Annotated in this window: 7 protein-coding genes and 1 pseudogene; 7 read left to right on the forward strand and 1 reads right to left on the reverse strand. The window is 71.9% G+C overall.

Going from position 1 to position 13,190, the window contains the following annotated elements:
• The first annotated feature begins 46 nt into the window (after positions 1–46).
• From LMU33_RS36190 to LMU33_RS36215, 6 genes and pseudogenes are all read left to right on the forward strand, one after another.
• Complete coding sequence (locus tag LMU33_RS36190) at positions 47–1,753, forward strand: ABC transporter transmembrane domain-containing protein (RefSeq protein ID WP_228625462.1); 1,707 nt, start codon at positions 47–49, stop codon at positions 1,751–1,753.
• Positions 1,750–3,909, forward strand: coding sequence for an ABC transporter ATP-binding protein (locus tag LMU33_RS36195; protein WP_228625467.1), 2,160 nt, complete (start codon positions 1,750–1,752; stop codon positions 3,907–3,909). The genes LMU33_RS36190 and LMU33_RS36195 overlap by 4 nt, the downstream gene beginning before the upstream one ends.
• Positions 3,910–4,431: 522 nt before the next feature.
• Positions 4,432–6,474: a M4 family metallopeptidase gene (locus LMU33_RS36200; RefSeq protein WP_228625469.1), complete on the forward strand. Its 2,043-nt coding sequence runs from the start codon at positions 4,432–4,434 to the stop codon at positions 6,472–6,474.
• Positions 6,475–6,711: 237 nt separating this feature from the next.
• Positions 6,712–8,361, forward strand: a complete 1,650-nt coding sequence (locus tag LMU33_RS36205) for a M4 family metallopeptidase (RefSeq protein ID WP_228625470.1) — start codon at positions 6,712–6,714, stop codon at positions 8,359–8,361.
• Between the two features lie 72 nt (positions 8,362–8,433).
• Positions 8,434–8,955: a DUF1990 domain-containing protein gene (locus LMU33_RS36210; RefSeq protein WP_228625472.1), complete on the forward strand. Its 522-nt coding sequence runs from the start codon at positions 8,434–8,436 to the stop codon at positions 8,953–8,955.
• Positions 8,956–9,407: 452 nt separating this feature from the next.
• Positions 9,408–9,515, forward strand: a pseudogene (locus LMU33_RS36215) (DUF397 domain-containing protein); the annotation flags it as partial.
• Between the two features lie 18 nt (positions 9,516–9,533).
• Here the strand turns inward: LMU33_RS36215 and glgP are convergent.
• Entirely contained in the window at positions 9,534–12,152 is a 2,619-nt protein-coding gene (glgP, locus tag LMU33_RS36220; protein WP_228625474.1) for an alpha-glucan family phosphorylase, read from the reverse strand.
• 332 nt (positions 12,153–12,484) lie between these two features.
• Here glgP and LMU33_RS36225 point away from each other — a divergent pair.
• The coding region (locus tag LMU33_RS36225; RefSeq protein ID WP_228625477.1) for a maltotransferase domain-containing protein at positions 12,485–13,190 on the forward strand (706 nt) is incomplete at its 3' end.

Here is a 13,190-nt window from a genome sequence, read left to right on the forward strand (position 1 = left end):
TAGGTTCGACGTTTCCCAGGGCGGGGCCGAGCCGATCGGGGGATGGATGATCGACGCGTACGAGGATCCCGGCACCCCGGACACCCGCGGCGGCTGGCGCTATCTGTGGTGGCTGGTGCTGCGCCAGCCGGGGCGGTCGGCGTCCGGGGCGCTGCTGGCCAGTGTGTGGATGGTGCTGCTGGCCGCGCAGCCGTATCTGCTGGCGCGGGCCGTGGACGAGGGGCTGGTGCCGGGGCGGCTGGGGGTGCTGGCCGCATGGACCGGGGTGATGTTCGTGGTCGGGTCGGTGAACGCCTGGCTGAGCATCATGCGGCACCGCACGATGACCCGGGTGCGCATGGACGCCTACTTCCGCACGGTGAAGGTCGTCGTGGGGCAGGTGGTGCGGCTCGGGGCCGCGCTGCCGCGCCGGGCCGGGGCCGGCGAGGTGGTGACGATCGGGGTCGGCGACGTACACACCGTCGCGCAGGCGCTGACCGTGGTCGGACCGGGCGTCGGCTCGGCCGTGGTCTACGTCGTGGTGGCCGGGCTGCTGCTGGCCATCTCGGCGCCGCTCGCCGCCGTCGTGCTGCTCGGGCTGCCGGTGATCGCGCTGGTCACCGGACCGCTGACACTGCGGCTGCAGGGCGCGGAGAGCACCTACCGCGAGCGGCAGGGCGTGCTGACCGCGCGCATCGGCGACCTCGGGGGCGGACTGCGCGTCCTCAACGGCCTGGGCGGGAAAGGCCTGTTCGCGGATGCCTTCCGGCGGGACTCGCAGCGGCTGCGCGCGCAGGGCTACCGGGTGGGCGCGGTGGCGAGCTGGGTGCAGGCGCTCGGCGTGGGCCTGCCCACCCTGTTCCTGGCCGTGGTGACCTGGCTCGCGGCGCGGCTCGCGGCCCAAGGATCCATCACCGTCGGCGAGTTGGTCTCCGTGTACGGCTATGTCGCCGTGCTGATCGGCCCTGTCGCCTTCTTCGTGCAGATGGCCTACGACCTCAACCGCGGCGTGGTGGCCGCGCGCCGGGTCGTACGGCTGCTGCGGCTGGAGCCAGAGCCCGACGAGGGCACGCTGCCGGCTCCCGAGGGACCGGCCGAGCTGCACGACCCGGCGTCGGGAGTACGGGTGGTGCCGGGCCGGCTGACCGCGCTGGCCACCGCCCGGCCCGCCGAGGCCGCCGCCGTCGTGGACCGGCTCGGCCGCTTCGGGCCGACCGACGCCACCTGGGGCGGGGTACGGCTGGACGCGGTCCCGCTGGCGGACGTGCGCGGGCGGATCCTGGTCGCGGACAACGAGGCCGACCTGTTCGCGGGCCCGCTGCGGGAGGTCGTGGCCGCCGGGCACCCCGTCGACGAGGCGGAGCTCGGCCGGGCGCTGTACGCGGCGGCCGCCGAGGACGTCGTACGCGGGCTGCCTCAGGGCCCGGACTCGCCGGTGTCCGGCCAGGGCCGCAGCCTGTCGGGCGGCCAGCGCCAACGGGTGCGGCTGGTAAGGGCGTTGTCGGCCGACCCGGAGGTGCTGCTCGCGATCGAGCCGACCTCGGCGCTGGACGCACACACCGAGGCGACGGTCGCACGCCGCCTGCGGGAGGCCCGGGAGGGCCGCACGACGGTGGTGACGTCGACCTCGCCGCTGATGCTGGACCGCGCGGACACGGTCGTCTTCCTGGTCGACGGAAAGGTCGCGGCGACCGGCCCACACCGCCGCCTGCTGACGGCGGAACCGGGCTACCGCGCGCTGGTGGCCCGGGACGCGGAGGGGGTCGTACGGTGACGGGGGCCGAGAGCCTGTTGCCGGTCGCCGACCGGGCTCGGGTACGACGGGCCGCGCTGCGGCTGGTGCGGGCCGACGGGCGGGCGTTCGTCGCCGCGCTGCTGCTGAACGCGCTGGCGGCGGGGGCGGGGCTGGTCGGGCCGTGGCTGGTCGGGCGGATCGTGGACGATGTGCGGGGCGGGCAGGGGGTCGGCGCGGTGGACCGGCTCGCGCCGTGGATCCTGGTGTGCGCGCTGGCCCAGCTGCTGCTGGCCCGCTGGGCACGCGATGTGGGCTACCGGTTCGGGGAGCGGACGCTGGCCCGGGTGCGCGAGCAGTACGTCGAGCGGGTACTGGCCCTGCCCGCCTCCGTGGTGGAGCGGGCCGGCACCGGCGATCTGACGGCGCGCGGCACGGCGGACGTGGCGATCGTCGGCACGACGCTGCGGGACGTCGGACCGGAGCTGCTGGTCAGCACCGTGCAGGCGCTGTTCGTGCTGGTGGCGGTGTTCGCGCTCGACCCCCTGCTGGGCGCGTTCGGGCTGCTCGGGCTGACGCCGATCTGGCTGGCGCTGCGCTGGTATCTGCGGCGGGCCCGGGACGGCTACCTCGCCGAGGGTGCGGCCACGTCCCAGGTCGCGGAGATCGTCGCCTCGACGGCGGCCGGGGCCCGGACGGTCGAGGCGTTCGGGCTGCAGGAGCGGCGGACGGCGACGAGCCGGGACGCGCTGGAGAAGTCCCGCCGTACCCGCTTCTACACGCTGTTCCTGCGCACGGTGTTCTTCCCGGCGGTCGAGGTGACGTACACCGTGCCCGTGGTGGGCGTGCTGCTGCTCGGCGGCTGGCTGCACCAGCGGGGCACGATCGGGGTCGGCGCGGTGGTGGCGGCGGCGCTGTACCTGCGGCAGTTCACCGAGCCACTGGACCAGATCCTGATGCGCGTGGAGCAACTGCAGAGCAGCAGCGCCTCGTTCGCGCGGGTGGAGGGCCTGGCCCAGGCACCGCCCGGAAAGCCCACCGGTACGGCGCCGCCGCCGTGCGGGGACACCGGCGGACTGTCGCGGGCGGGTGACGAAGACACCGGAGGGCCGGCGCGGTCGGCTGTCGGGGGCGCCAAAGGGCCGGCGCCGGCGAGTGGCCGGCGCGCCGCCGACCCGGCGCAGGCAGGTGACCGAGACACCGCGGAGCCGACACGGCCGGGTCACTCAGACACCAGAGGACCAGCGCGGACTGGCGGCGGAAACACCGGAGGCCCGGCGCAGGCAAGTGGCGGAAACACCGCAGGACCGGCGCGGGCTGGGGGCTCGGACACCGCAGGGCCGTCGCCCGCGCGGCGCGGGGAATCGGCGAGGCCGGTGCACGCGCACGGCGGGGACCGCGCCCGCCTGGCGCAGGCGCCATGCGGGGAGAGCGGGGCCCGTTCCCCGGTCCCGGCGGACGACCGGATCGACGTGCGCGGGGTCCGGTACGCCTATGAGCGCGGCGGCGAGGTGCTGCGCGGGGTGGACCTGACCGTACGGCCCGGGGAGCGGCTCGCGGTGGTGGGCCCCTCCGGCGCCGGGAAGACGACACTCAGCAGACTCCTCGCGGGCGTCGACCGGCCCGGCACGGGCACCGTCACGGTGGGCGGAGTGCCGGTGGCCGACCTGGAGCCGGAGCTGCTGCGCCGCCAGGTGGTCCTGGTCACGCAGGAACACCACGTGTTCCTCGGTACGGTCCGCGACAACCTGCTGATCGCCGAGCCGGACGCCACGGACGACGACCTGTGGGCGGCGCTCGCGACGGTCGGGGCCGACGACTGGGTCCGGGACCTGCCGGACGGCCTCGACACCCGGCTGGGCGCGGGCGGCCGCCCCACCGACGGCTCCCAGGCGCAGCAACTCGCCCTGGCCCGGGTGGTGCTGGCCGACCCGCACACCCTGATCCTGGACGAGGCGACCGCCCTGCTGGACCCCACGACGGCCCGGCACGCCGAACGCGCCCTCGCCGCCGTCCTGCAGGGCCGCACCGTCATCGCCATCGCGCACCGCCTCCACACGGCCCACGACGCCGACCGGGTGGCGGTCATGGAGGACGGCCGCCTGACCGAACTGGGCACGCACGAGGACCTGGTGACGGCCGACGGCCCCTACGCGGCCCTGTGGCGGACCTGGCACGGGGACACCACCGAGAGGTGAGCCGACTGGGCACCGGCCGGCCCGGCCACGCGACTCCGGGAACGGCCGGCCGCCCAAGCTACGGACGCCACACCACTCGGCCCGCACCACCCCCCCAAGGCCGCGTACACGCCCCGACCCGACGCGAGCCGCACCACCCGGCCACGTGCCGACCGCGCTCAAGCCACGACACGACCCGCACCGGCGCTCTCACCCCCGTAGCCGGGCCGGCCACCGTCGTGGACAGCCTGAACACACCCCGGTGCACACCCGATTGCACACCCGCATGACCAGTCCGCATATCGAACATGAACATCCGGTCAACGGACCATTTCCGGCCAACTTTCTGACGCGGTCCTGACAGACATCGTGATCCCCTGTCACTCTTCCCAGGCCGACTCACAGCAACCCCACAGTCACATCTGCTCGTGTGAGCCGGCCTGCACGTGGTTCCGCGTACCGCCCTGTTCTGCCCGGACGTCCCCAACCCACCGTCCGGTCTCCCCTGGCCGCGCGACCCGCGGCCACGCAGAAGGAGTCAGTGTGAGCAGCAGTTCCTCTCGCAGACGCACCCCCCACGCGTCACACCGGCGCACTGCCACCGTCGCCCTCGCCGGCGTCGCCGCCCTGATCGCCGCCGCCGTCCAGTCGGGCGCGGCCAGCGCAGCACCGGCGAAGCCCCAGCCCGGCAAGGTGAATCCGGCCCATGTGGCGGTCAAGCTCACGCCCTCGCAGCGCGCCGAGCTGATACGCCACGCCGACGCCTCGAAGGCCGCGACCGCCCGGTCGCTCGGCCTCGGCGCCAAGGAGAAGCTGGTCGTCAAGGACGTCGTGAAGGACGCCGACGGCACCCTGCACACCCGCTACGAGCGCACCTACGCCGGCCTTCCGGTGCTCGGTGGCGACCTGGTCGTGGACAGCAACACGTCCGGCAAGACCATGGACGTCGTCAAGGCCACCCGCGCCACCGTGAAGGTCGCCGGTCTCACCCCGGCCGTGTCGCAGGCCGCGACGGAGAAGCAGGCCGTACAGCGGGCCAAGGCCCGGGGCGGGTCCAAGTCCGCCGCGGACAGTGTCCGCAAGGTGATCTGGGCGGCGACCGGAAAGCCCGTCCTGGCCTACGAGACGGTCGTCGGCGGCCTCCAGGACGACGGCACCCCGAACCAGCTGCACGTCATCACCGACGCCGCCACCGGCAAGAAGCTCTACGAGTACCAGGGCATCGAGACCGGCGTCGGCAACACCCAGTACAGCGGCCAGGTGAACCTGACGACGACCCACTCGGGGTCGACGTACACGCTGACCGACGGGGCGCGCGGCGGCCACAAGACGTACAACCTCAACCACGGCACCTCGGGCACCGGCACCCTGTTCTCCCAGAGCAACGACACCTGGGGCAACGGGACCACGTCCAACGCGGCCACCGCCGGCGCGGACGCCCACTACGGCGCGCAGGAGACCTGGGACTTCTACAAGAACACCTTCGGGCGCAGCGGCATCAAGAACGACGGCGTCGGCGCCTACTCCCGCGTCCACTACGGCAACTCCTACGTGAACGCCTTCTGGGACGACGGCTGCTTCTGCATGACCTACGGCGACGGCTCGAACAACGCCGACCCGCTGACCTCGCTCGACGTCGCGGGCCACGAGATGAGCCACGGCGTCACCTCGAACACCGCGGGCCTGGAGTACAGCGGTGAGTCCGGCGGCCTGAACGAGGCCACCAGCGACATCATGGGCACGGGCGTGGAGTTCTTCGCCAACAACTCGTCCGACCCCGGTGACTACCTCATCGGCGAGAAGATCGACATCAACGGCGACGGCACCCCGCTGCGCTACATGGACAAGCCCAGCAAGGACGGCGGCTCGGCGGACAGCTGGTCCTCCGGTGTCGGCGACCTGGACGTCCACTACTCGTCCGGCGTCGCGAACCACTTCTTCTACCTCCTGTCCGAAGGCAGCGGCGCCAAGGTGATCAACGGCGTCAGCTACGACTCGCCGACGGCGGACGGGCTTCCGGTCACCGGCATCGGCCGGGACAAGGCGCTGCAGATCTGGTACCGGGCGCTGACCACCAAGTTCACCTCCACCACCGACTACGCCGGCGCCCGCACCGGCACCCTCGCGGCGGCCGGCGAGCTGTACGGCACCTCCAGCACCGAGTACAAGGCGGTGCAGGACGCCTGGGCGGCCGTGGCGGTCGGTTCGCGCTCCGACGGCGGAGGCGGAGGCGGCGGTACGACGTACGAGAGCAACGCCCAGGTCGCCATCCCGGACAACGGGCCCGCCGTCGCCTCGGACATCACCGTCTCCGGCAGGACCGGGAACGCGCCGAGCAACCTCCAGGTGTACGTCGACATCACGCACACCTGGCGGGGTGACCTGGTGATCGACCTCGTCGGCCCCTCGGGCACCGCCTACCGCCTGAAGAACTTCAGCTCCTCGGACTCGGCGGACAACGTGAAGCAGACCTACACGGTCAACGCCTCCGCCGAACCGGCCAACGGAACCTGGAAATTGCGGGTGCAGGATCAGGCCACCTACGACACCGGAACGATCAACGGCTGGAAGCTGACGTTCCCGTAAACCGACTGCCAAAAGCCCGAGAACTGGGCGCCGTTCGAGGGTCCGGCACCCTCGGACGGCGCCGGTTAACACACCCGAAACGTTTCTCGGACAGTCGCTTTCCGGCCAACATCACTTCAGGGTCCTGACATGTACGCGCCCCCAATGTCACCCTTCCCTCACCCGCCGCAGAGCTTCACCCCACCTCTCCGGCCAGTAACCCCACGCTGACCGGACTCCCCACGAGAAGGAGCTTGCGTGACCCCCCTCTACACGCGTCACAAGCGCGCCACTCTGGCCATCGCCACCGCCGTCGCCGCCGGAGCCCTGCTCTCCACCGGTCTGACCACCACCGCGACCGCCGCCGGCAAGAGCAGCTCGACGCTCGCCGCCGCGCCCGCCGCGCTGTCGGACTCGGCCCGTATCTCCCTGATACAGAAGGCGCAGGCCGACGCGGCCCAGACCGCGCAGCAGATAGGCCTCGGCGCCAAGGAGAAGCTGATCGTCAAGGACGTCGTCAAGGACGCCGACGGCACGGTCCACACCCGTTACGAGCGCACCTACGCGGGCCTGCCGGTGCTCGGCGGCGACCTGGTCGTCCACACCGCCAAGTCCGGCAGAACCGAGGGCGTCACCAAGGCGACCAAGGCGGCCATCAAGGTGGCCTCGCTCAAGCCGCAGATCTCCGCCGCCAAGGCCGAGAAGCAGGCGGTGTCGGCCGCCAAGACCCTCGGCTCGGCCAAGTCCGCCGCGGACGGCGCCCGCAAGGTGATCTGGGCGGCGAACGGCACGCCGGTGCTGGCCTACGAGACGGTCGTCGGCGGCCTCCAGGACGACGGCACCCCGAACCAGCTGCACGTCATCACCGACGCCGCCACCGGCAAGAAGCTCTTCGAGTACCAGGGCGTCGAGAACGCGACCGGCACCGGCAAGACGTTCTACTCGGGCACCGTCAGCCTCACCACCACCCAGTCGGGCTCGTCGTACAACCTGACCGACGCCTCCCGTGGTGGTCACAAGACCTACAACCTGGCCCGCAAGACCTCGGGCAAGGGCACCCTGGTCGCCAACTCGACCAACGTCTTCGGCACCGGCACCGCCCCCAGCTCCTCCTCCGACCAGACCGCGGCCGCCGACGCCGCCTACGGCGCACAGGAGACCTGGGACTTCTACAAGAGCACCTTCGGCCGCAGCGGCATCAAGAACGACGGCGTCGGCGCCTACTCCCGCGTCCACTACGGCAGCAACTACGTCAACGCCTTCTGGGACGACAGCTGCTTCTGCATGACCTACGGTGACGGCGACAGCAACACCCACCCGCTGACCTCGCTCGACGTGGCCGGCCACGAGATGAGCCACGGCGTCACCGCGAACACGGCGGGCCTGGACTACTCGGGAGAGTCCGGCGGCCTGAACGAGGCCACGTCGGACATATTCGGCACGGGCGTGGAGTTCTACGCCAACAACCCCTCGGACCCCGGTGACTACCTCATCGGCGAGAAGATCAACATCAACGGCGACGGCAGTCCGCTGCGCTACATGGACAAGCCCAGCAAGGACGGCGGCTCGGCCGACTACTGGTCCTCGTCGGTCGGCAACCTGGACGTCCACTACTCGTCCGGCGTCGCGAACCACTTCTTCTACCTCCTCTCGGAGGGCAGCGGTTCGAAGACGATCAACGGAGTGACGTACAACTCGCCCACCTCCAACGGCTCCACGGTCACCGGCATCGGCCGCGCCAAGGCGCTGCAGATCTGGTACAAGGCGCTGACGACGTACTTCACGTCGACGACGAACTACAAGGCGGCCCGCACCGGCACGCTGAGCGCGGCATCGGCCCTCTACGGTTCCAGCAGCACCGAGTACAAGGCGGTGGCCGCGGCCTGGTCTGCGGTCAACGTCAACTAGCCAAGGCGTGGTCGAGGTCGGGGCGGCACCCGGAAGGAGGACCTTCCGGGTGCCGCCCTACCCTTGTGACCCATGTCCTCGGCGCCCTTCACCTACGAGCCGGTCGGCGCGACCCGCGACGACCTGACGTACTGCCCGCCCGGCTTCCACCCGATGCTCGTCCGCACCCGCCTCGGCGAGGGCCAGAAGCTCTTCCAGCGGGCGGCCGAGGCGGTCCTCACCTGGGAGATGCACCGCGCCCTGGGCGTGGGCATCGACGCGAGCGCGGACAGAGCCGCGGAGGGCGTCGACGTCACGGTCACCCTGGCCGCCCTGATCAAGGCCCCCTGCCGCATCATCTGGACGGTGGAGGAACCACGGCGGGCCGGCTGGGCCTACGGCACCCTGGAGGACCACCCCGAATGCGGCGAGGAGGCCTTCGTGGTCGACCGCACGGGAGACGGCACGGTCTGGCTGACGGTGGCCGCCTTCAGCAAGCCGGCCAAGTGGTACGCGAAGGCCGGCGGCCCGGCGACACGGGGCTTGCAGCACGCGTACGCCCGCCGCTGCGGGACGGTGTTGCGCAGGCTGTGCGAGGGACTGTCCGAGGAATGACCCGAAAGGCCTTCCTCGCCCTCCTGCCGGCGTTCGCCGTCCTGCCCCGCACCGAACGACGCGGACCGGCAGCGGTGTCCGCGGCCGTGGCCTCCGTTGCGTGTACGGCTCGCTGAGCCCGGACCTCCAGCTGGGCCAGGTCCGTGCAGGCTTCGACCTGCTCGCGGACGGAGTCGGGTACCGGGATTCTCCTGACGGTCCTGAACACGCCCCTGCTCCAGGCCTTGCTCCCGCAGGAGTCGACCGCCCGTGTGGCATGGCCGAGAGCACCGCAAGGGGGACGTCCTTCTCGGCGGCCTGCCGCTCGTCCGCGATCACCGGCATTGATGACGACCAGCACCGGCTCACAGCGGCACTTCTCATACAAGTACCCGGACGGGTCGTATCGCTTGGGCCCGATCGGTCGCGGGACTTCATTCGCGAGCTGACGAAGGAGCTGTGAGGTAACCACCCCCACCCACATATCCATCCGCGACTCCAAGGACCCGGCCGTCGGCACCCTCGCCGTCCCGGCCGGGTCCTTCGCCCTCTTCGTCGAGGCTCTCAAGAAGACGCCGTAGCGCGGCTCGCGGCAGCCCCTACCGCAACAGCACCCCCGCCCTCTCCACTGCCTCCTCCGACGGCACCGCCACCAGACCCAGCTCGGCGGCGGAGGCCAGCAGACGGTGGGCCGGGAGGATGCGGACCGTGTAGCCGTACGGGCCGGTGCGGTCCAGGGCGAGGGGGCCCTCGTACAGCAGGCGGCCCTCCAGGTCGGGGGCGCCGGTCGGCTTCAGCGGGACCACCGTCGCATCCGTGATGTGGTCCTCCGCGTCCACCCGGCCCGACACCGCCTGGACCTCCACGTCGTCCGGTCCCAAGTCGCCCAGGCCGACGCGGACCCTGAGCCCCACAGTCGTGCCCAGTTCAGCGGTGGCGCTCGTCACCGTCGTCTCCACGTGGTCCACGCTCACCCCGGACCAGGCCGCCCGCACCCGGACCTTCCAGGCGGCCAGATCGCCGGCCGTGTACGGGGTCAGCGCGCGGTGCGCCTGCGCGGCGGGGACGTAGAGGCGGTCGACGTACTCGCGGACCATGCGGCCGGCCAGCACCTTGGGGCCGAGCAGGGTGAGGGTCTGGCGCACCATCTGGATCCAGCGGTCGGGGAGGCCGGCCCGGCCCTGCTCGTAGAAGCGCGGGGTCACCCGCTGTTCCAGGAGGTCGTAGAGCGCCGCCGCCTCGATGTCGTCGCGGTGGTCCGGGTCCGTGCCCGCGCCGTCGGCCGTCGGGATGGACCAGCCGAAGTCCGGCTGGAACCACTCGTCCCACCAGCCGTCCCGGACGGAGAGGTTCAGGCAGCCGTTCAGGGCCGCCTTCATTCCGCTCGTGCCGCACGCCTCCAGCGGGCGCAGGGGGTTGTTCAGCCACACGTCGCAGCCGGGGTAGAGCTTCTGCGCCATCGCCATGCCGTAGTCGGGGAGGAAGACGATGCGGTGGCGGACCCGCGGGTCGTCGGCGAAGCGGACCAGTTCCTGGACCAGGCGCTTGCCGCTGTCGTCCGCGGGATGCGCCTTGCCCGCGACGACGATCTGGATCGGCCGGTCCGGGTGCAGGAGCAACTCCATCAGGCGGTCGCGGTCCCGGAGCATCAACGTCAGGCGCTTGTACGACGGCACCCTGCGGGCGAAGCCGATCGTCAGGACGTCCGGGTCCAGCACCCCGTCGATCCAGCCCAACTCCGCACCGCCCGCGCCCCGTTGACGCCAGGACGCCCGAAGTCGCTCCCGCACCTCCAGCACCAGCTGTTCGCGCAGGGTGCGGCGCAGCTCCCAGATCTCCTGGTCCTCGATCTCCGCGACCGAGTCCCAGCGCTCGGAGCCGCCGACGGCCAGCGCGTCCTCGGCCCGCTCGGAGCCGACCTGCCGGGCGCCCAGGCGCAGGACTTCCGGGGCCACCCAAGTCGGCGCGTGCACCCCGTTGGTCACGGAGGTGATCGGCACCTCCTCGGGGTCGAATCCCGGCCACAGGCCCGCGAACATCTCCCGGCTCACCTGGCCGTGCAACAGGGACACGCCGTTCGCCCGCTGGGCCAGCCTCAACCCCATCACGGCCATGTTGAACAGGTTCGGCTCGCCGCCCGGGTACGTCTCCATGCCGAGGGTCAGAATCCGCTGCACGTCGATGCCGGGAAGCTCGGCGTCCTCCCCGAAGTGCCGGGCGACCAGCTCCCGGTCGAAGCGGTCGATGCCGGCCGGGACGGGGGTGTGGGTGGTGAAGACCGTGCCCCCGCGCACCGCCTCCAGGGAGGAGTCGAAGTCAAGGCCCCGTTCGCACAGTTCGGCGATCCGCTCCAGGCCCAGGAAGCCCGCGTGGCCCTCGTTGGTGTGGAACACCTCCGGCGCCGGGTGGCCGGTGAGCCGGCAGTACGTCCGTACCGCCCGGACACCCCCTATCCCGAGCAGCATCTCCTGCAGCAGCCGGTGCTCGCTGCCGCCGCCGTAGAGCCGGTCGGTCACCCCGCGTTCGCCGAGGTCGTTCTCCTCCACGTCCGAGTCGAGGAGCAGCAGCGGCACCCTGCCCACCTGGGCCAGCCAGATCCGGGCGCGCAGTGCCCTGCCGCCGGGCAGCGCGAGCGAGACCTGCGCCAGGGTGCCGTCGGCCTCCTTCAGCTGGGTGAGGGGCAGTTCGTTGGGGTCGAGCACCGGGTAGTGCTCCTGCTGCCAGCCGTCGCGGGAGAGTGTCTGCCGGAAGTACCCGTGCCGGTACAGCAGCCCGACCCCGATCAGGGGTACGCCGAGGTCGCTGGCCGCCTTGAGATGGTCGCCCGCCAGGATGCCGAGGCCGCCCGAGTACTGGGGCAGCGCGGCCGTGATGCCGAACTCCGGGGAGAAGTAGGCGATGGCCGCGGGCATGCCGTCCGCCTGGGTCTGGTACCAGCGGTGGCCGGTCAGATAGTCGTCGAGGTCGTCGGCGGCCGCGGTGAGGCGGCGCAGGAAGCGCCGGTCGGCGGCCAGCTCGGTCAGCCGCGCCGGCCGTACCCGGCCCAGTGTCCGCACCGGGTCGCCCCCGGCTGCGGCCCATGCCTCGGGGTCCACGGACTGGAACAGATCGCGCGTTTCCGCATGCCAGGACCAGCGCAGATTGCGCGCCAGGTCGCTCAGTGGCCGGAGAGGTTCGGGGAGAACGGGACGGACGGTGAACCGACGGATCGCCTTCACAGCTGCCACCTCGGACGCGTCACGGAGTGAGACGCACGGCGCTGTACGTCTCGTCGTCAACCTCGACGGTAGTGGTTACCGGGGGGTCGGTGGGGACGCGTCCGGCGGGGGTGTCGGGGCGTTGGGAGGCGGTCTGCGGGCACTCGGTGAAAGGGAGCCGGTCTTGTGGGTGGACATACGCGGGAGTAGTTAACAAAGTTCCGGATTGCCCACCCGAATAGGGTGGGAAGGCTCCTCCGGTACGACCCCACAGGCGTCCCACAGCACCTCCGCAGGACCCACCTCCCCACACCCATCCGCCCACACCCACGTTGACGCGGACAGGAGCGGTCATGCCCGCCAAGCAGCATTCGTCAGCACCTCCCTCAAGCAGCAAAGCCACGGCAAAGACCACGGCAAAAGCCACGACAACGGCAGCGAAGGCCGCGAAGAAACCGGCCAAGAAGACACCGGGCAAGAAGGCCGTGGAGGCCGCCGCCGACGTGCCCGGCCCGCCAGGCCCCGCCGACCCGCCGTCCGCCTCCGGGGAGAGCACTCTGGGCCGTATCCCCGTCCTCGACGTACGCCCCGTGGTCCAGCAGGGGCGCAGGCCGGCCAAAGCGGTGACCGGTGAGTCGTTCGAGGTGTCCGCCACCGTCTTCCGGGAAGGGCACGACGCCGTCGCGGCGAACGTGGTGCTGCGCGACCCGGCCGGCCGGCCCGGGCCGTGGACGCCGATGCGCGAACTGGCCCCGGGCACCGACCGCTGGGGCGCCACCGTCACCGCGGGCGAGCCCGGCCGCTGGACGTACACGGTGGAGGCCTGGTCCGATCCGGTCGCCACCTGGCAGCACCACGCCGGCATCAAGATCCCGGCGGGCATCGACACCGAACTGGTCCTGGAGGAGGGCGCGCGACTGTACGATCGGGCGGCCGCCGGGATCCCGGACGGGCAACGACCGGTCCTCCGAGAGGCGGTGGCGGCCCTGCGGAACGACAACCGCCCGGCCGCCTGGCGCCTCGCGGCGGCGCTGGCACCTCAGGTGCAGGACCTGCTGG

The organism is Streptomyces barringtoniae, from assembly GCF_020819595.1.
Taxonomy (GTDB): Bacteria; Actinomycetota; Actinomycetes; order Streptomycetales; family Streptomycetaceae; genus Streptomyces; species Streptomyces barringtoniae.